This window comes from Gorillibacterium timonense, from assembly GCF_001457415.1.
Classification (GTDB): domain Bacteria; phylum Bacillota; class Bacilli; order Paenibacillales; family NBRC-103111; genus Gorillibacterium; species Gorillibacterium timonense.
In genome coordinates this window covers 478415-501733 of sequence record NZ_LN881721.1, presented here as the reverse complement: position 1 = coordinate 501733, position 23319 = coordinate 478415, and the positions used below count along the sequence as shown (strand labels likewise).

Annotated in this window: 20 protein-coding genes and 2 pseudogenes; 14 read left to right on the top strand and 8 right to left on the bottom strand. The window is 55.2% G+C overall.

Features of this window, described 5'->3' with window-relative positions; genetic code table 11:
• Window positions 1–245: 245 nt before the first annotated feature.
• Complete coding sequence (locus BN2684_RS04320; protein ID WP_058300932.1) at window positions 246–1367, bottom strand: hypothetical protein; 1122 nt, start codon at window positions 1365–1367, stop codon at window positions 246–248.
• A gap of 98 nt (window positions 1368–1465) precedes the next feature.
• Window positions 1466–1867: a carboxymuconolactone decarboxylase family protein gene (locus tag BN2684_RS04315; protein WP_058300931.1), complete on the bottom strand. Its 402-nt coding sequence runs from the start codon at window positions 1865–1867 to the stop codon at window positions 1466–1468.
• 91 nt (window positions 1868–1958) lie between these two features.
• Between BN2684_RS04315 and BN2684_RS04310 the strand changes: the two genes are divergently transcribed.
• Together BN2684_RS04310 and BN2684_RS04305 are read left to right on the top strand one after the other, a co-directional pair.
• The gene (locus tag BN2684_RS04310; RefSeq protein WP_058301015.1) at window positions 1959–2348 is read left to right on the top strand and encodes a MerR family transcriptional regulator; all 390 of its coding nucleotides are present in this window, start codon (window positions 1959–1961) and stop codon (window positions 2346–2348) included.
• Between the two features lie 58 nt (window positions 2349–2406).
• Window positions 2407–3165, top strand: a complete 759-nt coding sequence (locus BN2684_RS04305) for an alpha/beta fold hydrolase (protein WP_058300930.1) — start codon at window positions 2407–2409, stop codon at window positions 3163–3165.
• 35 nt (window positions 3166–3200) lie between these two features.
• On the opposite strand, the gene BN2684_RS04300 is transcribed toward BN2684_RS04305, so the two are convergent.
• Window positions 3201–3887, bottom strand: a complete 687-nt coding sequence (locus BN2684_RS04300; RefSeq protein WP_058300929.1) for a formylglycine-generating enzyme family protein — start codon at window positions 3885–3887, stop codon at window positions 3201–3203.
• 22 nt (window positions 3888–3909) lie between these two features.
• A pseudogene (locus BN2684_RS24885) lies at window positions 3910–4128 on the bottom strand (TetR/AcrR family transcriptional regulator); the annotation flags it as partial.
• Window positions 4129–4586: 458 nt separating this feature from the next.
• Between BN2684_RS24885 and BN2684_RS04290 the strand changes: the two are divergent.
• Window positions 4587–5519 (top strand): ETEC_3214 domain-containing protein, encoded by a 933-nt coding sequence (locus BN2684_RS04290; RefSeq protein WP_058300927.1) that lies wholly within the window; start codon window positions 4587–4589, stop codon window positions 5517–5519.
• Between the two features lie 97 nt (window positions 5520–5616).
• Window positions 5617–5736 (top strand): annotated as a pseudogene (locus BN2684_RS25325) (hypothetical protein); the annotation flags it as partial.
• A 187-nt stretch (window positions 5737–5923) separates the two neighbouring features.
• Here the strand turns inward: BN2684_RS25325 and BN2684_RS04285 are convergent.
• The gene (locus BN2684_RS04285) at window positions 5924–6790 is read right to left on the bottom strand and encodes a sulfurtransferase (protein WP_058300926.1); all 867 of its coding nucleotides are present in this window, start codon (window positions 6788–6790) and stop codon (window positions 5924–5926) included.
• Between the two features lie 170 nt (window positions 6791–6960).
• Between BN2684_RS04285 and BN2684_RS04280 the strand changes: the two genes are divergently transcribed.
• Entirely contained in the window at window positions 6961–7365 is a 405-nt protein-coding gene (locus BN2684_RS04280) for a bacteriohemerythrin (protein ID WP_199825294.1), read from the top strand.
• 181 nt (window positions 7366–7546) lie between these two features.
• Here the strand turns inward: BN2684_RS04280 and BN2684_RS04275 are convergent, their stop codons facing one another.
• Window positions 7547–7816, bottom strand: coding sequence for a KGG domain-containing protein (locus BN2684_RS04275; protein WP_058300925.1), 270 nt, complete (start codon window positions 7814–7816; stop codon window positions 7547–7549).
• A 193-nt stretch (window positions 7817–8009) separates the two neighbouring features.
• On the opposite strand from BN2684_RS04275, the gene BN2684_RS04270 reads away from it, so the two are divergent.
• The 5 genes from BN2684_RS04270 to BN2684_RS04250 all read left to right on the top strand — a co-directional run bounded on the left by BN2684_RS04270 (window position 8010) and on the right by BN2684_RS04250 (window position 16417).
• The gene (locus tag BN2684_RS04270) at window positions 8010–8498 is read left to right on the top strand and encodes a GNAT family N-acetyltransferase (protein WP_058300924.1); all 489 of its coding nucleotides are present in this window, start codon (window positions 8010–8012) and stop codon (window positions 8496–8498) included.
• Between the two features lie 62 nt (window positions 8499–8560).
• Entirely contained in the window at window positions 8561–10153 is a 1593-nt protein-coding gene (locus BN2684_RS04265; protein WP_058300923.1) for an SWIM zinc finger family protein, read from the top strand.
• Window positions 10150–13020 carry a DEAD/DEAH box helicase gene (locus BN2684_RS04260; protein ID WP_058300922.1) on the top strand — a complete coding sequence of 957 codons (2871 nt, stop codon included), beginning with the start codon at window positions 10150–10152 and terminating at the stop codon, window positions 13018–13020. The genes BN2684_RS04265 and BN2684_RS04260 overlap by 4 nt, the downstream gene beginning before the upstream one ends.
• 201 nt (window positions 13021–13221) lie before the next feature.
• Window positions 13222–14988 carry a SulP family inorganic anion transporter gene (locus tag BN2684_RS04255; protein WP_058300921.1) on the top strand — a complete coding sequence of 589 codons (1767 nt, stop codon included), beginning with the start codon at window positions 13222–13224 and terminating at the stop codon, window positions 14986–14988.
• Between the two features lie 301 nt (window positions 14989–15289).
• Window positions 15290–16417: a GGDEF domain-containing protein gene (locus BN2684_RS04250; protein WP_058300920.1), complete on the top strand. Its 1128-nt coding sequence runs from the start codon at window positions 15290–15292 to the stop codon at window positions 16415–16417.
• Here the strand turns inward: BN2684_RS04250 and rluF are convergent.
• On the bottom strand, window positions 16400–17113 hold the full coding sequence (gene rluF / locus BN2684_RS04245) for a 23S rRNA pseudouridine(2604) synthase RluF (protein WP_058300919.1): 714 nt from the start codon (window positions 17111–17113) through the stop codon (window positions 16400–16402). The two genes, BN2684_RS04250 and rluF, sit on opposite strands and share 18 nt — an antisense overlap.
• Window positions 17114–17325: 212 nt before the next feature.
• Between rluF and BN2684_RS23800 the strand changes: the two genes are divergently transcribed.
• Window positions 17326–17496 (top strand): DUF1328 domain-containing protein, encoded by a 171-nt coding sequence (locus BN2684_RS23800; protein WP_082651745.1) that lies wholly within the window; start codon window positions 17326–17328, stop codon window positions 17494–17496.
• A gap of 226 nt (window positions 17497–17722) precedes the next feature.
• The gene (locus BN2684_RS04240) at window positions 17723–18598 is read left to right on the top strand and encodes an SDR family oxidoreductase (protein WP_058300918.1); all 876 of its coding nucleotides are present in this window, start codon (window positions 17723–17725) and stop codon (window positions 18596–18598) included.
• Between the two features lie 77 nt (window positions 18599–18675).
• Here BN2684_RS04240 and BN2684_RS04235 read toward each other — a convergent pair whose 3' ends face one another.
• Complete coding sequence (locus tag BN2684_RS04235) at window positions 18676–19818, bottom strand: GNAT family N-acetyltransferase (RefSeq protein ID WP_058300917.1); 1143 nt, start codon at window positions 19816–19818, stop codon at window positions 18676–18678.
• Between the two features lie 170 nt (window positions 19819–19988).
• Between BN2684_RS04235 and BN2684_RS04230 the strand changes: the two genes are divergently transcribed.
• Both BN2684_RS04230 and BN2684_RS04225 read left to right on the top strand, forming a co-directional pair.
• Window positions 19989–22487: a S1C family serine protease gene (locus tag BN2684_RS04230; protein WP_058300916.1), complete on the top strand. Its 2499-nt coding sequence runs from the start codon at window positions 19989–19991 to the stop codon at window positions 22485–22487.
• A gap of 27 nt (window positions 22488–22514) precedes the next feature.
• Window positions 22515–23312 (top strand): rhomboid family intramembrane serine protease, encoded by a 798-nt coding sequence (locus tag BN2684_RS04225; RefSeq protein WP_316245500.1) that lies wholly within the window; start codon window positions 22515–22517, stop codon window positions 23310–23312.
• Window positions 23313–23319: the final 7 nt, after the last annotated feature.

Below are 23319 nucleotides of genomic sequence, written 5' to 3'. Positions count from 1 at the left end.
TGAAGCTAACTGAGCAGATAACTGCAGGTTAGCTTTTTTGATGTTGGAGCCTCTCAATCCATTTGGCTACCATCATATCTCGACAGGTTTGGGGACTCTGTAGCGCTCCACAACCCTTATACCAAGTATTATAATCAATTATAAGTGGATTGCAAGAAAAATATCCGATTAAATCGATTGGATTGATCAAAAAGGAAGAGCAAGCAATCAACGCCATGCATCGAGTGCTTGCTCTTTCATTAAATCTATTTCGTGACGGTGGTCAGCTTCAAGGCTGGCGACAGAGCCGAATCGACGCGGGTCGTAATCTCCCAAACGTGAATTTCCTTCTCCGTCGATGTGGCGAATACCTTGTTGTTGTAAGAGTAGCCATCTAGATTGAAGTAATCGGATACTGCTTTGGTCTTCATCGTTTTGTTGTCGAAGCGCTCTACCCAATGCTTCTTGGAAACTGAATTGTAGGCAAACAGGTATTGATTGTCGAGCAGAAAGGCTGCTTTCGTGACGAGGGAGACCGGGTTGTTTTTCGCATCAACGACCGCTTTCCCCGTGGCGGTATTAAACTTTCGTACAAAGCCCATACCATCATTATGATAGAGGATTTTGCCCTCGATATCCCAATAGGCGTTGTAATACTCCCTGGTCGAGGTTTCAATCTCGGCCCGCGGGAGGCGCTTGTACAAGGCGAAGGTGCTATCCGTGAAGGAGGCGGCCTTCGCCTGGGTGGAAGCCAGGAAGATCGTATACGCCGTTTCCTTTACCTTGAAAGGGTACACGGTTTCCGTCTCATACGTTTTATGAAAAATAACTCCCGGTCCCTTGGACGTATAGACAGGCCGAATCTGCCCGGCCTTCAAATTGTTCTTCTCGTTCGTGATCGGCAAGGTGAAGATCGTTTTGTTGACGGTCATCGTCCCTTTTGGATCGAGGGATACTTGGCGGATGTAATACTTCATGCCTTTCATATCCAGGTAGGTCAGGTACACAACATTGCCAAGATTCACGATTTCATTCAGCTTGTACTCCGCATTCCCGATCGGCGACGTGACACCGGACGCTTCGAAAACCTTCTTGTTGCGAACCAGCCACTTGCCGTCCTTGGCAATGGAGACATAATAGATCGGGTTCTTCGGGCGGTTGTTCACCCAGGACAGGTACACGTATCCGTTGCTTTCGCTCATTTGGACTTCCACGGCGCTGGTGAAGGTGGATTTGTCCTCTAGAAAGCTCCCATTGCCGAAGACGGCCGCATCCTTCTTTTTCAATGTGGGGTCCAAGCTCTGAGGACCGGCATACGCGATCGCAGAGAACAGCAGAGAAAGTACGAGCAGAACATTCAGAGATCGAAGAGTCCGTTTGGAAGTCATTCATGCAGCTCCTTTGGTTGTCTGTTGATTCGGTTATCGGCAAACCAAGGAGAAAAGTGAAGAATCAGCAGAAGACATGGCTATGCCCCGTTCTTCGATTAGCGCAAATCATTGCTCGGATGGGTGATCCGGCGATCTCCAAACACTTTTTTGGCGACGGCAACCGCGTTGAGCACCTTGGGAAATCCGGTGTAGGGAATGCACTGGATAAAGGCCTCGATTACCTTTTCGGGTGGAATGCCGACATTTAATGCCCCGTTGATGTGCACCTCCAATTGAGGCTCGCAGCCTCCTGCCGTAAGCAGACTGGCGAGGGTCACCAGCTCCCGCTCTTGAAGGTCCAACCCTGCTCGGTTGTAGATATCCCCGAATGCAAATTCGATGATATAGCGCCCCAAATCGGGAGCGATTTCGCGAAGAGAATCAATCACCTTTTGCCCGCCTGCACCATCGACCTCCGACAGCTTTTCTAGTCCACGCTCATACCGACCCGTTTCCATTGCTCAAACCTCCTTTCTTATCCTATAGTGGAAGCATACAATCTGGAGTTAACTCCAGGTCAAGCATCGGTTTAGGAGAAGAGGAATGATCATGGGCTATTCCATCGGCGAGTTTTCTGCGCTCACTCAGTTAAGCATTGACACGCTGCGCTACTATGAAAAAGAACAGTTGATTGCAGTCCGGCGCGACGCCGCAGGCAGACGCTGCTACATGGAGGAGGACATCGGCTGGATTCACTTTATTAAGCGGTTGAAGGAAACCGGCATGCCCATTAAAGAGATTAAGACCTATGCCCTACTGCGATACGAGGGCAATTCTACCATGATGGAAAGATTAGACATGCTGAAACGTCATCGCCTCTTCGTCCTCGCTGAACAAGCGAAATGGGACTCCCATCTGAGCCATCTGGAAGAGAAAATTCAGATCTACGAGGATAGAATCGGCAACTCACTTCTTGAAAAATCTTCCTCTTCGTCTTAGAATGATGGACAACATCGACAGCTTCACCTGCCCTTCTCTACCAATCGGAGGTTTAACCATGAAAAATCATTTCATCCGCAATGACTCGATTCTTCTGCACGCGTTGGAAAACGGGGGCCCTTCCGACAGCACACCCACTCTGCTTATTTTATGCGGAATTTGGGAACCGGCGGAGCGGGCACTGCCGCTTATGTCTGGGCTGTCCGGCCATTCCATTGCTCTCAGCCTTCGGGGACGGGGACTCAGCTCGGCGCCATCATCGGGCTATGACCTGGAGGATCACCTCTCGGACATCGCAGCGGTCGTGGCTCATTTTGGCTTGAAAAACTACTGCTTGCTCGGCTTCTCCCGGGGAGCTTCCTACGCACTCGGATGGACCCTGCAGCATCAACAGGAGATGAAAGGGCTGCTCCTGGTCGATCAGCCGCCTGTTCATATCAACGTTTCGGCGGAAGGACTGGCCTTCTGGACAAACCTGGTCTATCGCGGGGTTCCTGTGCTCCAGGTCATGCGCCGAGAAGCACTCGAAGGCTTGCATCGCGAAGCGGTTACCGTGGATTTTGCAGCAAGACTGGAAGAGCTAGGACTGCCTGTGACTCTCTTCGTCGGAAAGGACGAACAGTCAGCGGTCCCCTCCAATCTGACAGAAGCCGATCTCGATGTCTATGCGCGTGCGATCCCCTCGCTTAAGCTTGTCGAGTTCCCTCATTCGGGCCATATGATACCGGACGATGAACCGGAGCGATACGCGGAGGAAGTTGAGCGGTTCGTTTCCCAGCATTCCCTATACTCGAAGGGTTCCAGCGTTGGTAAATAAGGGGGATTCCGATCATCGCGGCAGGAATGGTGAAGCTACACGGACCTCGTCAGCCGGAAGCCGAGATCGTCGATCCGGAACGTCGGATGACTGCGGCGACGGCAGGTTGCTCCGCACCCCCTCGCTTCCTCCGCCCAACTGCCGCCACGGAAGACCCTATAAGATCCATACACCTCTGCATCGTAAATATCCCTGCACCACTCCCAGACGTTCCCTAGCATATCGTATAAACCCCACGCGTTAGGCTCCTTCAGCCCCGCTTCCCGGACACCGCCTTCGGAATTTTCGTTATACCATGCGATGGCGTCCAGTTCGCCATACCGGTATCCCGTTGTTCCCGCTTTGCAAGCGTATTGCCATTCCACTTCCGTCGGAAGCCGATAGCCGGTTGCATCCCGGTTCCAGATGACCTCGCCGTCACGGGTTATCTCGTAACAAACTTGTAGGCCCGAGTGCCGAGAAAACAAATTGCAGAAGGCAATGGCGTCCAGCCATGACACTTCTGTAATCGGCACCCGAGTGTCGTCAGGATGGCAATCCGCTTTATTGATGATGGAGCTGTACAGAGCTTTCGTGACCGGAACCGGTCCAAGCCGAAAAGCATGAACTTGAGCCGACCATGCTTTCTTGATTCGGTCATCCCTTAACGATACTTCTCCCGCGGGAATGCTCACCATCGGGTATTCGGGGTATTCGATATGCTGCTGTAATGAAGTTGACATGATTTTGACTCCGTTTCCTGCCTTATGATCGTTCAGTGAGCTTACTGACATAATCATCGCAAATGTGTCGGTTATCCTCGCCACTCGCAGTCGGAAGGTTCGCTACGCGAAAGAAACTCAAGCCTACGACCATCGACAGCAGTCCGTATGCAGCATTTTGTGGATCTTTGGCCGACATTTCCCCCGTGTTGTTGCCGTAATCGATGATCTTGGCGATGCCTTGCAGGTCGGTCTGATAGCTGTGTCTTTCCTATAAACACTTCATACTTACTGTGTTTCCAGCTGGAATAATAAGTGAAGACCTCTCCGATAACGACCTCGATTGTCGAAATCTACGGCAGAAGATCTTAAACGCGATATCCATACTTAAGCACCTCGATTTTAGGATAAACACCATAATTATCTGATTATAATAAAATTATTCAGATAGGTCTTGATTGATGAAAAAAAACTAGTATCCACAAGGGTTTAGCGTCTTAAATGTCGAAATTAGATGTAAGGAAAACGAGTGCTCGCTCGTAAAACACTATTCGCATGGAGGCGTTCCCGTTGTATGTAACATGGATACGCGGACGTGTGTTGCGGTTGCTATCGGTATAAAGAACACTCATTCCGTCCTCCGGAGTATCGTGAATATGGACTTTATTCGTTTTCATAAAATTTGTTTTAACCAGATGAGTTTTTTCAAGGAGATGGAGCATGGGGAGCAAACTGCCTTCATTAATAGAAGAGAAATTCAGAACAATCAAAAAAAATAGCAAGCAAATATTTGAATTTGTAGCGGCAGTAGTAACAATCGTCGGATGGATCATTGTAGCCTTTTCTTTCGGGAAAGATTTATTGCCCGGAACCGATTTGAAAGCATTCGCCCAAAAAGTGAGCGATTTGCGATTAGGGCAGAACTATTCGTTTATAGAAAAAAAGTTAGGTATTCCTACAATCATCGAAGACATTAAATATCAAACATCGAATAATACAGATGAGAGAGGTTCTGTTGCTACCTATTACGCGGATGATTATATCGTACTTACTTATTTTGATAATAATCATTCTTTATTTGGGTATGTTGTAATATCGGATAGCAAATATTTTAACCCAAGGATTCCAAGTACTATTAATAGTGCGAAGGATGGACAGCAGAGGCTCAATAATTTACCTATAAAAAACTTGAATCCCAGTAATTACTCCCACAAAGATTGGGCTCCGCTACTGGTTCATCAGTACATTTTTGCAAGAAGCGGTAGTCCCGATCTAGAGAAGTATTACATTGAAATATACGACATGCTGAATGATGGATACTTTGGTGTTGCCATAACAGACATTAATAGGGAATCAAAATCGATGGAGGACGTTTTTACAAACTTGGGCGAAATAACTAAGCCAGAGGAAAGCAATTCGTTTTATCAGCACTATAAAAAATATTTCGATTTTGTAAATTTCCATATCAGCTTCTCTGAAGAGGCGAAAGATGTTCAGAAAAAGATCTACGAGAAAACAAAAATCAACAATGAAGAAATGAATTCATATTTCTTTTTTTCAAAGATATCAAAAGTTGATACGAATAGATTTATAGAAAATCGTTTAAAAAATAATTACTTTATAACCAAACAAACTATACTTCAGCTAAAATAATCCCCTGCCCGTATATTTTACAGTAAAATTGCGGGGGAGGAACCAATTATTTCATTAGTATTAGCTTTGTTGATGGGAGCTTCGAGAATATCTTGGGACAACAATTTTAACTCGTGAAATGGCTTATCAAAATGCACGACTTATTACAAAACCAGATTCACTTTGGTTGGTAAAGGAATCGAAGTACAGAATAATTAATCTTATTGTGGAGGAGTAACTTTCGAGTTGCACCCGTTTATTCTCCTTAAGTTGTAGAGACCATTCAACAATCGGTTCCAACTGCTCTGAGTTCTGGTCCACACTTTCAATTTGTTCCACGAACGAACCTAAAAAGGGCTGCAGTGTCTGACTTGAAGAAACTGCTGCAACCCTTCTCCATTTCGGCGAACTCTACATTCAATCCCTTACGCGCCTGCTTCTTCCCATTCCCCGCTCGGCTCATCACCGAGCGCAATCGGGCTGTCGGGGTAGCTGATCCAGTCGCTCCAGCTTCCCGGATAGAGCTTCACATGAGGGAAGCCTGCTTCCTTCAGTGCAAGCACGTTCGGGCACGCGGTGACTCCCGAACCGCAATAGACGATGATGTCGCGATCGAGCGGAATCCCCGTAAAACGGGCTCGCTGCTCCTCGCGCTCCTTCCAACTTCCCGCAGCGTCCAAGCCATCCTTCCAGAAATGGTTGACCGCTCCGGGAATATGGCCGGCGATCTTGTCAATCGGTTCCGTCAGCCCCGCGTACCGGGCAGGCTCGCGAGAATCGATCACGACGGCGCTCGGCACGAGCCGCTTGGTCATCACCTCGTCGCGTTCCGCCACCCAGCCCGGCTGAAGCCGTGGAGTGAATCTTTCCGGCTTGCGTTCCGGTATGACCGTATCCACCTCATGCCCCGCTTCCACCCAAGCGCTGAAGCCCTGATCCATCACGACGACATGCCGATGGCCGTAATAGCGCAGGAGCCACCACATCCGGCAAGCATTGGCTCCGCCCTGATCGTCGTATACGACGACGCGCGATTCCGGTCCGATTCCTGCCGCTCCAAGCTTGATGGCCAGCTCCTCCGGAATCGGAAGCGGATGTCTTCCTCCGTGGGGGCTGATCGGCGTCGATAAATCCTGTTCTAAATCAAAATAGACAGCCCCCGGCAGATGTCCGGCTTCATACGCCGCACGACCCGCTTCAGGCTGTCCCATGATAAATCGGCAGTCTACTGGTATCATATCGATGCACGTTAAGTGGTCCTTCACCCATTGCATACTCACTGTGGACGTCATAGGACTATCCCTGCCTTTGTTCTTTTATTCTTATTATAACGGGAAACCCGCTCCGCATGGAATGGGAAATTTGCAGGACGCTGACTTTAAATCAAATGTGACGAATCGCATTGCGCTTTTGACCGTTTTCTGGCGATAATTGGTGAAAACTGTTTGAATGGCGGTGCCTCATGATAGCTTGGAGAGATGAACTCAATATTGGTGTAGATGCGGTGGACAAGCAGCATCAAGAGCTGGTTCGGATGCTCAATGATTTCCTCGAAGCCTGCACGCAGCAAAAAGGCAAAGAGAAGCTGGAAGAAACGCTCGATTTTCTCATCAGCTACACGGTCAAGCATTTCAATGACGAAGAAGCGTTGATGAAGGGAGCCGGTTATCCCCATTATATCGAGCATAAAGCCGAACATGACCAATTCGTGAAGGAAGTCGCCGCGATTCAGCAGCAGCTGAAAGAGAAAGGCGCATCCGTTCTGACGACGATCAAGCTGAACCGCGCCCTGGTCGATTGGCTGATCAACCACATCCAGAAGAACGACCAGCAGATGGGTGAATATTTGAAGGCGAAGAAGGCGTAAGCACCATCCGCCCACGGAGTCCGATCCACGGAGTGATCCGATTCGGATTCGTCAAACCACCATCGTGATGAAAGGTTATGACCCTTTTTTAAGAAGGCTCTCTTGACGCCCTAGGCGCTGAGGGAGCCTCCTTTTATGGGGCGAGATCGTCCCGTATGAGGGAGCACTTACGGTCGGTCCCTTACTCGCCCGAGCGTGAGCTCGGCCGGGATTGCCCTCCCTTACGGCCGATTTCCCGGAAGAACTCCCGGTCGCGTGAATCCGCCGTCGCTTCTCCGCCCTTGCGTCCAATCTCCTGGTAAAAATCCGAATCGTGCGTCTCGGCCGTCGCCGCTCCGCCTATGCGGCCGATTTTGCGGTAGTGGTTTTTGCCATGCAGACGAGCGGTCGCTTCTCCGCCCAGACGGCCTGCTTCTTCGCGGCTCATTCGTTTTCCGGATGGATGTGTCATTCCCTCTTCACTCCCGGCTTGACAGGCTGGATTACGCACAACCTATTACCCTTTACGAGAAGGAATGAAACGCCAAGAACCGGAGCAGCCGGTTCGATGGCTTTTGGACGCTCATTGACCAATTGGACCCGCTATGAGTAGGATGGAAGAAGCCTCAGTCTTTTATTCCATTTGCAGGAGGATCTCCCCACCCATGCACCCTCAGCTTCTGATCGCCCCTCTAGCCGAAGAATATGCCAAAGAGCTGTGCCTTTGGCGGTACGAGCCTCCTTACGCCATCTACAACTGGCCCTCTTGGACCGAAATGCTGGCGGGAGGCACGGAGTTTGCCGACGAAACGATCCGCCAAAGCCAATACCGCGCAGTGCTGGACGAGGAAGGTGAGCTCGTCGGCTTCATTCAATTTTTCCCGATGCTTGGAGTCACTCGGCTTGGCCTTGGGCTGCGTCCCGATCTGTGCGGGCGAGGTTACGGCTGCAGCTTGGCGCGGGAAGCCGCGCAGGAAGCGCTCCGGCGAAATCCGGACAACGAGATCGATCTGGAGGTGCGGATTGACAACGAACGGGCTGTTCGCGCCTACCGGAAAGCCGGCTTCACGATCACGGACCACTACGAGCGGATGACGCCGACCGGCCCCGCCGATTTTTATTGCATGGTCTTTCCGAGTCCTGCTTCTCTGTGAGCAAATTTGCACGAAATCTGATACAATAAAAGGAATGTCTTTCGCATGACGGAGGAACGTTCATGACATCCGTGAAAATCCCCATAAGCCGGATCGACGCGCTGATCAAAGCCATGGAAGCCCGGTTGGAATCGGTCATTTTGGCCCGGGGGTGGAATTATTATCATCGCGGCCGGGTTGGAGATCTGGTTTTGCGCCACGGAACCCGGCTTGAGGCGGAGGTGTACGGAACCGATCCCGAGCCCTACCTGGTTACCTTTGACTTGGAAAAGCCCGAGGACAGCTCCTGCACGTGCCCGTATAACGGCTGGTGCAAGCACATGGCCGCCGCTCTGTTCAAAGCCTATACACCGCACGGACGGCCCGAGCTCTTGTTCGTCAGCCTGCAAAAAGCTGCGGGCGCGAAGGTCCGCTCCCGAACCGCAACGGAACGGCAAGCCAAGCGGCAGCCCCCGGCTGTTCCGCTGTCCACTGAGCTGCCGGAGGAATGGCATGGGCATTTCGAACGTCGGTTCAGCGGATATACGCTCACGTACCAGCAATCGGTGGAAGGGTTCTACGAGATGGCCCGGAAGACTTTGCTCCCGCTTGCGGACGGCTGGAAGCCTGACGCCGCGGCTCTCTTCCGCATCCATGTCTATCTGTTTGTTCTGCACCGGCTCGACCGGTTTCAACTCGATAACCAATCGTCGTTCATGACCTATTACCACGAAGGAGCGGCGAGGAATACGGCAGCCCGCTGCCGCGCGGACCTGCAAGCCGCTGCGCGGAGCACCGATGCGGCCGGAGCCAAAAAAAGCTGCCCCGTTCACTGGAGCAAGACGAGTGAGTGGGTGCGTGACGCGCTCCAGAAGCGGGAAAATGGGATATCGGATCGGCTCGATACGTACCGCATTCTCTGGTGGGAGCTGTTCAGCCGCACTGACGATCCGGAGGAGGAACGCCGTCAGCTCGCGGATTTGCGTACGAACGATGCCCTCTCTCCTCGCATTCAAGATTTGCTTCGGCTGGCCGAAGCGCAGTTTCTTCTTCTGAGGAAGGAGGATATCGCGGCCATGGGCCTGCTTGACGGACTGCACGAGAGAAAAGCGGGCGATTTCGAAGCGATGCTCTCCGCCTTGAAGAGCCAAGAGCAGTGGAGCCGCCTGATGGAGTGGCTGCGCTGGCTGACTCCGGCGCTGCCCCGAGCCAAGCAGGATGAATTCCATCGCATCTGCTCCTATTGGACCGATGCCGCGCGGGAGCTGCAGGCTCACGATGAATGGGTGAACGCGATGCGCTCCCTGCTGCCGCGCAGCTATCCTTATTACACGGAGTACCTGCTCAAATACCACCGCTACCGGGAATGGGTCGATCTGCAGCTCGCCGTCCGCGTATCGGCGGAGAGCCTGTATACGGCCGATTTCAAATCCGTTCAAGAGGCCGCTCCCGAGCTGATGCTGCCTCTGTATCACCAAGCGGTGGAGCGGACCATCGCCGATAAGAATCGGAACGCCTACAAGGAGGCCATCCGCCAGTTGAAGAAGCTTAAAGCCTGCTACAAGCAAGCGGATCTCTCCCTCCGCTGGTCGGTGTACATCAAGCGGCTTGCCGAAAAGCACAACCGCCTGCGCGCCTTCCAGGAGGAGCTGTCGAAAGGAAACCTGCTGCCATGAGTCTCTTGGGTACCTATACCGTCTACGCCGAATGGCTGGAGGAAGGAGCCTTGTTCCTGTATGGGGCGAACGGACTCCGCTCCATCGATCCATCGGAGCTGAAAGACCACCTGTTCGCTTGGCATGAACCGTCCTTCTATGGAACCTTTATCGAGACCACCGCCGTCGGCTTCAAGGAAGGGGTTAAGCTCTCCGCTCCGGAAGCGCTCGATTTCTTCTGTCATACCCCGACGCTGCTTCATGCGGATGCGGTCTTCAGCGAGGAAGCGGCGGATCTCAAGCTCCTCGCCCCCTCAATCGAGCAAGCGCTCGCCACCGGCGCGTTCATGCCGGATTTCGAGCAGTGGAAGCACGGGCAGCTCGGTTGGAAACTCGACCTGCCCGCCGAAGTGCGGGCGCTCGCCTCCGGCCCGACCGCACGCGCCTTTATCGAGGCGCTGGCCGCAGAGCGGGCCGGGCGCGAGCCAGGCCTGCGAGCCTCGCTCCAGCGGCTCGCGCAGGAGCCTGCGGCGGCGCCGGATGCAGTCGCGGCCATGTGGCTCGACGAGGAAGACTGGCTGACGGCGATCGGCTGGGTCCACGACCCGAGCCCGTATCGCGTCTGCCTGCAGCTCGTCGAGCCCGAAGGCGGCCGCGGCTGGCGCATCGCCGCGCAACTGCAGGACCGGGAGCATCCGGAGACGCTGCTCCCGGTGAGCGCCGAAGGCATCCCCGCGGACGGAAGCGAGCTGCCGCCCGAGTGGGCGGATGCGCCGACCCGCGTCACGCGGGAGGTCGAGCGCTGGCTGCGGGTAGCGCCGCTCCTGCGCGAGAAGGACCGGCCTGGGCAGCTTGCGCAGGAGCTGGACGAAGACGCCGCCTGGGAGCTGCTCAGCCGCGGTGCTCTCCAGCTCGCGGAGGCGGGAGCCGCCGTGCTGCTGCCGTCCTGGTGGGAGCGCGTACGCCGGACCCGGCCGCGGCTCAAGGCAAAGGTCAAGTCATCCGTTGGCGCCGCCACGGGCGAGTCCCTCTTCGGGCTTGACCGCATCCTGAATTTCGATTGGCGGCTCGCCATCGGCGGCGAGGAGCTGACTGAGGACGAGTTCCGCAGCCTGCTCGAAGAGAAGCGCAGGCTCATTCAGTTCCGCGGCCAATGGATCCAGCTCGATCCGGCTCAGCTCGCCCAAATCCGCGAGGCGATGAAGCGGGCCAAGCGGCGAAAGGGCCTCACCTTCCGGGAAGTGATGGAGATGCACCTTCTCGGAGAAGTGCCTGCAGCCGATCGCGCCCAGGAGCTGGCCGAGGAAGACCGGATCATGATGGAGCTGGAACTCGACGATTCGCTCTCCCGGCTCTTTCAACAGCTGGAGCATCAGGAGAAGATTCCGCTGCGTGAGGCTCCCTCCGGCTTCCACGGCTCCCTGCGCCGCTATCAGGCGGAAGGGATGTCCTGGCTGCTCTTCCTCCGAAGCATCGGACTCGGAGGCTGTCTCGCCGACGACATGGGGCTCGGCAAAACCATCCAATGGATCTGCTATTTGCTCAGCGTGAAGGAAGATCATGAGAATGACGGAGAGGCCCGGGACGGCGGGGGCCCCTCCCTGCTCATCTGCCCAACCTCCGTGCTCGGGAATTGGCAGAAGGAGCTGGAGCGCTTCGCTCCCTCCCTCAAGGTCCATCTCCACTACGGGCCGAATCGGCTGAAGGGTTCGGCATTTGCGGAAGCGGCGCAGCAGGCGGACGTTGTGCTCACTTCGTATACCCTCTCCCATCTGGACGAAGAAGAACTGAAGCAGCTCTCCTGGGGCTCGATCTGCCTCGACGAAGCGCAGAACATTAAGAACGCCTATACGAAGCAAGCCTCTTCGATCCGGAGGCTGAACGGGTACCACCGCATCGCCATGACCGGCACGCCGATCGAGAATCGGCTCACCGAGCTGTGGTCGATCTTTGACTTCCTGAATCCAGGCTATCTCGGTCCGCTGCGGGAATTCACCCATCGGTTCGTGAATGCAATCGAACGGGAGAACAGCGACGAACCGCTCGGCCGCGTCCAGCAGCTCGTCCGGCCGTTCCTGCTCCGTCGGGAGAAGCGCGATCCCGCCATCCGCTTGGACCTTCCAGACAAAAACGAGGCGAAGGTGTATGTTTCGCTCACCGCAGAGCAAGCCTCCCTCTATGAGAATCACATCCAGACGATGTTTGAGCGTCTTGAGAAGTCGACTTCTCTGGAGAGAAGGGGACTCATCCTCTCTTCTCTCACACGGCTCAAGCAGGTGTGCGACCATCCGTCCCTCATGCTGCATGAAGGCCGGGCTTCTTGGCGCGACCGGTCCAACAAGCTGGAGCGGCTCCTCGATATGGTCCGCGAGCTGCGCTCCGAAGGAGACCGCTGCCTGATCTTCACCCAATTCGTTGAAGCGGGCCACCTTCTGGAACGCGCCGTTCGAGAGGAGCTTGGTGATCAGACCCTCTTCCTGCACGGCGGAACCCCGCGGGCGCAGCGAGATGCCATGATCGCGCAGTTCCAGGATGAGAGCCTGCCGGAAGCCGAGCGGCCAGGGGTGTTCATTCTGTCGCTAAGGGCAGGCGGCATCGGGCTTAACCTGACGGCAGCCAACCATGTCTTTCACTTCGACCGCTGGTGGAATCCCGCCGTCGAGAACCAGGCGACCGACCGCGCGTACCGGATCGGCCAAACCCGGCTCGTCCAGGTGCACAAATTCGTCACCCTCGGAACGCTGGAGGAGAGGATCGACGAGATGATCGAGCGCAAGCTGGACCTCAGCAGCCGCATCGTCGGCGCGAGCGAGAATTGGATTACCGAGCTGTCCACCGACGATCTGCGCGACCTCTTCCGGCTGCGGCGCGAATGGATCGATTCCTGATCTTCATGCTTGTCACACAACGCCTCACTAACAAACGCCATGTCACGCTCGTGAGCTCCTCGACGAGCCGATGAAATGAAAGCGGGCCGACTATTTTCATTTTTTATGATAATCGTCACTGTAAACATCCAAACTCCGACTTAGGATAGAGAGAAATGCGAAAAGCATGGTTACCATCTGCAGAACGGGGTCCTGGAACAAATGTCTGATCGATCGGATTATGTACACAATCATTTACGCAAAGATATCATTTCCGGCCTAATCGTCGGAATTGTCGCCATTCCCTTGGGAATGGCTTTTGCCATTGCATCGGGCGTCAAACCGGAGTACGGCATCTACACCACCATTATCGCCGGCATTCTCATCTCGATCTTCGGGGGCTCGCGTTTTCAGATCGGAGGACCGACCGGCGCCTTCGTTCCGATCTTGCTCGGAATCGTCACCCTGTATGGGTATAAGAATCTGCTCGTAGCCGGCTTTATGGCAGGGCTAATCCTCGTCCTGATGGGTCTTCTGAAGCTCGGCTCCCTGATCCGCTACATCCCTCGGCCCGTGACCATCGGCTTCACCGCGGGGATCGCGGTCACGATCTTCACCGGACAGATCGGCAACTTCCTCGGGCTGACCGGCGTGTCGCGCCACGAGCATTTTCTGCCGACCATGGCTGACCTCTTCCGCCATCTCCACACGATCAACGGCTACAGCGTGCTGACGGCTGCCCTGTGCCTGGTGTGTCTCCTGCTTCTGCCGAAGCTGACTACCAAGGTTCCCCCTTCGATTGTCGGCCTGATCTTATCCACCCTCGTCGCCACCTTCTTCTACGAGGGACAGGTCGCCACCATCGGGTCGGCCTACGGCAGCATCCCGGCCAAGCTGCCGGACCTGCAATTCCCGGATCTGACCTGGGAGACGATGCGGCAGATGATCGGCCCGGCCCTCGTCATTGCCTTGCTCGGCGCGATTGAGTCGCTTCTGTCCGCCGTAGTAGCGGACGGGATGGCCGGGACCCGCCATGACAGCAACCGAGAGCTGGTCGGCCAAGGCATCGCTAATCTCGTAGTCCCGCTGTTCGGCGGCATCCCGGCAACCGGCGCCATCGCGCGCACCGCCACCAACATCCGCAGCGGAGCGGCCAGCCGCATGTCCGGCGTCATTCACGGTGTCGTCGTGCTTGCCGTCCTGCTTGTGCTCGCCCCGTTCGCTTCGCGTATTCCGCTTGCAGCCATGGCTCCGATTCTCATGATCGTCGCGTGGAACATGAGCGAACGCAAGGAAGTGATCCGCGGCCTGAAGGCCCGCACAGGCGATTCCATCGTACTCGCGGCAACCTTCCTGCTCACCGTATTCACCGACCTGACGACCGCCGTTGAGATCGGCCTCGGGGTGTCCGTCGTCTTGTTCATCAAGCAGATGCGAGACTCTCTTACGGTCACTCCCTCCCTACCGGAGCAGGCCGGACAGGACCGGAAGATGCGACGCCTACCGGAGGGCGACGACCGGAAATGTCCCCATGTGCACATCCTTACCGTGGAAGGCCCGCTATTCTTCGGCACGGCGGATGCGCTCGAAGACCAATTCCGCAAAGCCCGTGGCGACAACTCCGAATACCTGCTGCTCCGAATGAACCGGATGACCGTTCTGGATTCTACGGGCGCAGCCAAGCTCTCGTCCCTCATCCGCATGTCGCAAGCCGCTGGGCGCAAGGTCATCCTCGCCGGGCTTCGCAGTCAACCGGAGGAGGTGCTGCGAAGGACCGGACACGGAGCGATCGTGGAGCAGGAGCATCGCTTCTCTGATACGGCGCATGCCCTCCGCTATGTCTTCCAGCATACCGGCAGCCACGCTTGTCAAACCTGCTCCCTCGCCTTATTTGAAGAATGTCCTTGCCGCCAAACCGAGAAGCGGGACGGAGAACGAGCCTCCTCCACAGCCGAACGCAAGCTTCCCCTTGCCGGAATCGGCGGCTAGCTCCATCCTGGTCTGCACACACAAAAGGTTCATTCCTCGAGGAATGAACCTTTTTTTTCCAAATGGAGCTTCTCGATGACTCCTTGAGGGGCTTAACCACGTATAGGATAAATATCCCATGAGGATGAGGTCGCTTCTCATCAAATTGCGTCGAAATAATTTCCATTCCCTATATTTTTGTGAAAATATTATTTTTAAATCACAGCAATTTCTTGCTATAATAGGCTTAAATGCCTATACACTGCATCGCCCTGTATTTCTCTGACCGCAACGAGAAGGGTGACAGATGGGAGGGACTTGTATGAATGAGTTGGAGCGGGTAAACGTGCGAAAATGGAATCGAAAGATTCTGAATGCTTACTGGACCGTCACTTTTTTAGTGGCCTTTTCCACCCTGCTCGGTTCCTTTCTCTTGCCTCATGCGGATCATTACCTCTCACCGGGCGAGATCTTCCCTCTACTCCTGGTCATCTTCATCCTCTTGGCAGCCGAAGTCGCGCAGCGCAAATGGAAGTCGATCCATCCCCTGATGATCATCTCTCTCGGCATTGTGATCAGCCTGATCGTCATCCCTCTCGATACGAATCCCGGCAATATCGTTTATTATGCCTTTCTGCCGATCCTGGTCTCCATCTTCTATTTCCGCAAAACCTATACGTTCGGCGCGGCCATCATCAGTCTGATTGGAGTGACAGTCCTCCATCTCCTTGATCCCTCTTTGCGCGAGAGCTTCGTCTTGGAGAAACGGATGGACGACCTCCTCGCTTATCTCGCCGGGCTCACAATTCTTCTGCTGTTCATCGACCGGGTCAAACAGCTGATGCAGGACCTCTCGAGCGCCCTGGATGCAAAGCGGGAGCTGATGGTGCGCAGCATTCTCATGGACAAGCTGGTGAAGACGGACCCGCTTACCGGACTCTATACGCATACCTCTTTCCACGACTACTTGGAGGAATTGATCGAGCAGAACAAGCGCATGCCCTTTTCCATTCATCTGGCTGTCATCGACGTGGACGATTTCAAGAAGTTCAACGACACGTACGGCCACCGCTTAGGCGATCTCGCTTTGGCGGAAGTCTCCCGGCTCATCTCCCGGAGGATCGGTCCCGACGATTTTGCCGCCCGCTGCGGCGGGGAGGAGTTTTCCATCCTCTTCCTGGAGAAGAAACCCGAGCATGTCTACGCCACCGTCGAAAAAATCCGCAAGCAGATCACGGAAATCTCCATCCCGGGCCATCCCGAGGTGAAGGTCTCGGTCAGCATCGGCCTGAAGGAATACGATTCCTTGATGACCAAGGATCAGTTCTTCAAGGAAGCGGACGATTCGATGTACGTCGCCAAATCATCCGGCAAAAACCGCATCATCCGTGACCTGTCCCCTGGCAGGGGCAGGGAGCTCAGCCGAATGGACTCAGCCGAGAGGCCGTGACCGCTCCTTGCGGTGACCGGGCACAAGGCCCTCTAGTTCGTCCGCCGACAGCTTGCGCCATTGCCCCGTCTTCAGCTCGCCTAAGCGGACGTTGATGATGCGGATTCTCTTCAGCTTGCGGACCTGATAGCCGAAGTGGGCGCACATTCGGCGGATTTGCCGATTAAGCCCTTGGGTGAGAATGATCCGGAAGGTGCGTTCTCCCGCTTTTTGAATCCGGCAGGGCAAGGTTACGGTGTCCAGAATCGGTACGCCCTGGGCCATTCCTTCGAGGAATTCAGGGGTAAGGGGCTTGTCTACGGTAACGATATACTCCTTCTCATGCCCATGCTCGACTCGCAGGATTTTATTGACGATGTCACCGTCGTTCGTCAGAAGAATAAGCCCCTCCGAATCCTTATCCAGCCGCCCGATGGGAAAGATCCGCTCCGGATAGCCGACAAAATCGACGATATTCCCTTTGATATGGCTCTCCGTCGTACACGTGATCCCGACCGGTTTGTTGAGCGCCAAATAGACCGTTCGTTTCTTGTCCCCAATCGGACGGCCATCGACCCGAACATCGTCCCCTTCCTCCGCTTGACTTCCAAGCTCCGCCTTCACCCCATTGATGGTGACGCGCCCTTCCTCCACCCATTTATCCGCTTCCCGACGGGAGCAAACTCCCGTTTCACTGATATATTTGTTGATCCGCATGTGCGTTCCTCGCCTTTCTTTCCTCAGCTCTCTCTGTCTTCCTACGATAGCAGAATGTCTCGCCAAGGAAAAGCGGCATAGGCTCGTTCTTGATTCACTAATCGGACGGTCGGGTAAAAAGGGCTTACCGGGAAGCTTCCCGGTAGGCCCAGAACGAATGGGCTGCAAGCCAAACCGACAGCGCTGCTGAAGCGCAGAAAGGCGGTCTTCCTATGCTGAAATATCCCTTGCTCTTCTTGATCGTAGCGATTATTGCCGGCATCTTCGGCTTCGCCGGGATCGTGAACGCCGCGGCCGGAATCGCGAAGATTCTGTTCGTCCTCTTCCTGATTCTCTTCGTCGCTTCCTTCTTCCTGGGACGCCGAAGCAAGCCGAACGTCTAACAGAGGCATTAACAGCCACAGCCCCTTATTCCGGATCGGAATGACAGCTCGGACCTATGTCCAGGCCGCCTTCCGATTTTTTATTTGCGGGCTTGTTTGGTTCAGTTTAACCCGGGTGGGCATAGTAACAGATGGAACGCTTATTCGCACACGTTCATTTTCTCCCACCCTATTACGCCTTCGAATCGAATCTCAAGGTCAGTTACCTTCCGAAAGGAGATATCGCATGTCTACGACATCCAACTCTTCGCAAAAGCCAACCATGCCTCTCCAGCATCAGGACCGGCAGCCCGGCATCGAAAGTGACATGCATCCCAAACCGGTTGCGGTGGATCGCAGCTATAAAGGCAGCGGCAAGCTGCAGGGCAAGGCTGCGCTGATTACCGGCGGGGACAGCGGAATCGGCCGCGCCGTGGCCATCGCATTCGCAACGGAGGGGGCCAAGGTAGCCATCTCCTATTTGAACGAACATGGAGATGCCGAGGAAACGAAGCGGCTCGTGGAAGAGCAAGGTGGCGAGTGCTTGCTTCTGCCCGGCGACATCGGCGACGAAGCATTCTGCGGCAAGCTCGTAAGCGAGACCGTTAAGAAGTTCGGCGGCTTGAATATCCTCGTCAACAATGCGGCGGAGCAGCATCCACAGAAGAGCATTACCGACATCACCCGCGAGCAGCTCGAAAAGACGTTCCGGACGAATATCTTTGCGATGTTCTATCTGGTAAAAGCCGCGCTTCCTCATCTGAAGGACGGGTCCTCGATCATCAACACGACGTCCGTAACCGCCTATCAAGGCAGCCCGCAGCTGCTTGATTACTCATCAACGAAGGGGGCCATCTCCGCATTCACGTATTCCCTCTCCGGCAGCCTGATTGAGCAAGGAGTTCGCGTGAACGCCATAGCACCTGGGCCGATCTGGACTCCGCTCATTCCGTCCACTTTCGACGCGAAGAGGACCTCGGAGCATGGAGCGAACGCACCGATGAAGCGGCCCGGTCAGCCAGAGGAGCTTGCCCCGGCCTATGTGTTCCTCGCTTCGGAGGATTCCTCTTATATCACCGGCCAAGTGATTCACATCAACGGAGGAACCGTCGTACACGGCTGAGGAGACTTGCCGATGCCGATGTTCGGACCACTATGCAAAAGGAGACGCCGTTTTGGACGTCTCCTTTTGCTTGCGCATTAAACGTAATGCAGTCCCTTCTCATAGGGGAGCGGTACGGGCAGCAGACCTCCGAGCTCGCGCCTGAAGTCCGCATGAAGCGGGAAGGCGCTGTCCGGATCAAACAGGAGAGAGACCAGCTCTTCTGCATGAAGCTCCGCCGTTCGGCCTCCTAGATAGAGTATCGCTCCGCCATCCGTCCTTCCCTTCAGGCTGAAGTCGAAAGCGTATTGTTCCTGCGTCTCCATCAAATAAGGTGTCAATTGGCCGAGCAGCCGTTCCGAATTCAAGATTTTTACCGTATGGCGATCGGCTTCCGGATTGCTCCGGTCCGTCAGCGGTAGCAGAGCAGCGGCGAGCTCCCGCTCATGCCAAGGTACGGGAACGGCGATCCGGGAGAGCCCGTAACGGCCGATCGATTCGGCGATCAGCATGCTCGCGGCTTCCGCATCTCCAGCCCATTCGATCAGGCGCGCGGGCTTCTCCGGATCGGCAGGGTCATCGGGAATGCCGATCACTGCGAAGGCAAGCGGGAGTCCTCCCCGCTCGGCCAACAGCACCCGATGACGGAGGCCGACGATGCTTGCCCAGGCTTCCGATCGAATGAGCCGCGCTAGATCGGCCAAGGAGGCATCGAAGCGAACCTTGCGCGCGGAAGCGAGCCGCTGCAGGTGGAACCAATCCTCTGGCGAGAACTCCCGACAGACCGCCCCATCCGGGCATTTGCCTCCCGCTCCGACCGATTCGGGAGTAAGCTCCAGGATATCCGAGCGGCCGAAGGGATAGCAGCCCGCGCGTTGATAGAGACCGCGCCCGCCGGAGACAAGCAGCAACGTCGCGCCCGCTTCATCGGAGTGGGCGATGACCTTGTTAAGCAGCTCAGCTGCGAGGCCGCGCCCGCGGTATTCCTCGGCGGTGCAGACGGAGCCGAGCAGCATGGCATGGACACTCGCCGAGCCGATGCGCAGCACGGCAGGAACCAAGCCCATGAAGGCGGCGAGACGCCCCTCCTCAAATGCTCCATACGATTGCCGAAGCTCCATCGAGAACACATCCGGAAATGCCTGTCCCATCGAGCTCTGCCCCGGCGACCGGAAAGTCCGGTCCGACAGCCGGATCGCTTCCTCCCGCTCCTCCGGGCGAATCAGCCGAATGTCTGCCATGCCCCCACATCCTGTCTTCTGGATTTGCTGCCATTATACCATGAGCAACGTTGAATCACCCCCAATTCGGGTTTGAAGACACGTACTAGGACAATATGGAAATTAGCAGGAGTTTCCCTCCACTCCGTTGAAGTAAGAACGGATAGCTTATCAGAGAGGGAGTCCAATCGATGAACCCATTCAAATTCAGGCTGCGAAAATCCGCTTTGGCGCTCGCTTGCGCCGCTGTGCTCTTGGCTGGCGCTCCAGCCCCGGCCGCCTTCGCCGATTCCGCTCTATCAACCGGAACGGCCGTCGGCAGCGCTTCGACCGGAATCGCCCCGATCATCAGCAAGGTTTCCCCGTCCGTAGTCGCCATCATCGGCAAGCCCGTCGATTCAGCGGACAGCTCTTCGGCCAATCGGTATGATCTGGCGCATGGAACCGGCATTGTCGTCCGCTCGGACGGACTGATTATGACCAATGCCCATGTGGTCAAGGATATGAAGAGCCTGATCGTCGTCACCTACGAAGGGAAATCCTATTCCGCTACCGTCACCCATTACGACGAGGAAAGCGATCTGGCTCTCGTCAAGATCGACGCAAGCGGAATGACCGCGGCCGTGTTCGCCAATCCGGCCGACATTCACGTCGGCGACAGCGTCATTGCCATTGGCACGCCGATTTCCTTCGCTCTGCGAAATTCCGTCACATCGGGAATCGTCAGCGGCATGGATCGGTCCGTGAACTCCAAATACCAACTGCTGCAAACCGATGCCGCCATCAACCCGGGCAACAGCGGCGGGCCTCTGCTCAACATGAAGGGCGAGGTCATCGGCATCAATACGCTCAAATACACGGACATTGGTGTCGACAGCCTCGGCTTTGCCATTCCGGCCGATACCGCCGTCTATGTTCTGGATCAGTTTCTCACCTACGGGAAAGTGAAGCGCCCGTCCCTCGGGCTGGAACTTGAAGAGAGCTGGGAAGCGGTCGTCGGTCTGCCGACACGCCAGGCGCTCAGCGTCTCCTACGTGGAGCCGGATTCCCCCGGCGCCCTTGCCGGGATCAAAGAAGGAGACAGCCTGCTCTCCATCGACGGCAAGTCGGCTGACACCCTCGTGGGACTGAACGAGCTGCTGAAGCGTTATCTGCCCGGACAAAAAGTGACACTTCTTCTCCAATCGGGGGGGCTGACGAAGGAACGGACACTCACGCTGGGTGAAGACGACAGCGGAACAACCTGGAGTCCCAGCACAGGCAGCTCTTCCCTCGACACCGATGAAGGAAAGACCCGCATCGGCGACAGCCAGAACGGCTGGTCGATGAAATACCCTCCAGGCCTTGTCCTCTACGGAGATTACCAAGGCGAGGACAGCGTCATGTTCGGAGACGCCAAAGGGGAATTCCTCATCACCGTTAATGTTGCCAAGCAGCAGAGCGAGGACATGTCCCCCAGCGCGCTTCTCCGCAAGCTGGCATCCTCCGGCCAATACGGGACGGTCTACGAGCGCAAATACGTGGACGATGCGGCTTATCCGTATGGCGTGATCACCGGCAAGCTGCAAGACGGTTCGTATTATCAAGCCCGCGCTTATTTAAAGGGAGATAAAGTCTATTTCGTCACCTTGTTCATCGAAAACAGCGAGATTTCAAGCAACCGCACCAAGCTGGGCAGCTACATCGAGCTTCTCGGCAGCTTCAAGCCTTCGTTCGACCGGACCGATGCCGCCTTGAAGGATATCGGCAGCTCGGCCAAAACCCGGCTTGTCTCGAGCGATTACGGAATCTCGTTCGATATCCCGAGTGACTGGGAAGAATCTTCCTGGCTGGGCGGCCTGGAATATGCGAACGACGATTTCTCCCGCAGCGTGACGGTGACGGTAAGCTCCGCCGCTTCCGGAGATACGCTCGCAGGCTGGGCGAAGCGGCAGGAAGACCACTTCAAGAAGAGCTACGCCGCTAATTACCGCACGATTTCAGGTGCCCAGGAAGTGAAGCTTGGCGGAATAACGGGGATCGCCAATACGCTGTCCTCGACAATGGGCGACAAGTGGACGGTGGAGCAGCATTACTACTTCCTCAAGGACAAGTACAAATACCGCATCGTCATCTCCTACCCGAAGGACGCGGCCTCCGACATGAAGCCGATTGTGAAAAGCCTCTCGGAATCGATCCGGATCGACAAAGAGCTGATGAATCCGTCTATCGGCTATATCCAGGATGAAGACGATCAGGAAGATCCCGATCGCACGATGACGTACAGCAACACGAAATATGGCTATACCCTTAAGGTTCCGGAGCTATGGTGGACCGATCTCACAGGCAAGAGCAAGGAAGCCAAAACGGCGATCTTCACCTTCCTGGGTGGAAGCTTCCGGGTGGAAGCGCGGCCCGATACCAAGCTGGCGGATGCTCTCAAGGCCGAGGATGCCGAGCACAAGAAAGTGAAGAATGCCGATTCCGACTACACCTATACCTCGCAAAAGGTAACGCTGTTCGGAGGCGAAGCCCGCACATACACCGCATCCGGCAAGCAAAAGAACATTCCTTATCACCTGACGGAATATGTCTTCTCCAAGAACGGCACCACCTACGTCGCCAAATTAATGATCAATGACGCCGTACGGACTCCGGAGAATGAGAAACGACTGGCAGACGTCTTTGCCTCCCTCAAGCTGACCAAGTAATTCGACTAAGAGAGCCCTCCCCTGTTCATGAAATGGTCCGTGAATGAGGGAGGGCTCTCGTTTGGCCTGTCTTGCCGCAAATGGGTGTCGCTCGGGGCCAAGTTTGACATTGGCTCTCCAAATGAGTACTTTGGAGATACGTCTATTCATCCAGCGAAAGCCTGTTCGCAGACCAAAGGAGTCAACGTCATGCAATTTATCCGTTATGAGAGCTTTCGACAATACCTGAAGCTGTACCCGATCACTTCTCTTCTAATCGCCATAAACGTAGTTATGTACATCCTGATGACGATCTACGGGTCGTCCACATCCTTACCGACCCTTGTCCATTTTGGAGCCATGTACAAGATGGATGCTGCTTCCGCGGCTTACCTGAATCTGCCGACCACACCCGATGTATGGAGATACGTCGCCGCCGTTTTCTTGCACAACGGCCCTTACCATCTGTTGTTCAATATGTTTAACCTGCTCGTGTTCGCTCCGCCCCTGGAAAGGACGCTGGGTTCCATCCGCTATACGTTGTTCTATCTCCTAGCCGGAGTCTTGGGCAATCTCGCCTCTTATGCCCTGCACTCCGACGTCTTTTTCGGAGTAGGAGCTTCCGGAGCCATCTATGGCATCTATGCCGCTTACATCTTCATGAGCTTTTTCGGAGCGAATCGCCTCGATCCGAGTTCCCGCCAGACGGTCGTCACGATCGTCATCATCGGTGTGATCTACTCCTTTGTCGTTCCCAACGTGGATGGTTATGCCCATCTGGGCGGCTTCGTAGCCGGGTTCCTACTCATGTCCGTGCTCTCCAAGCGTCCCAGCCTGCGCTCTTGATTGCATA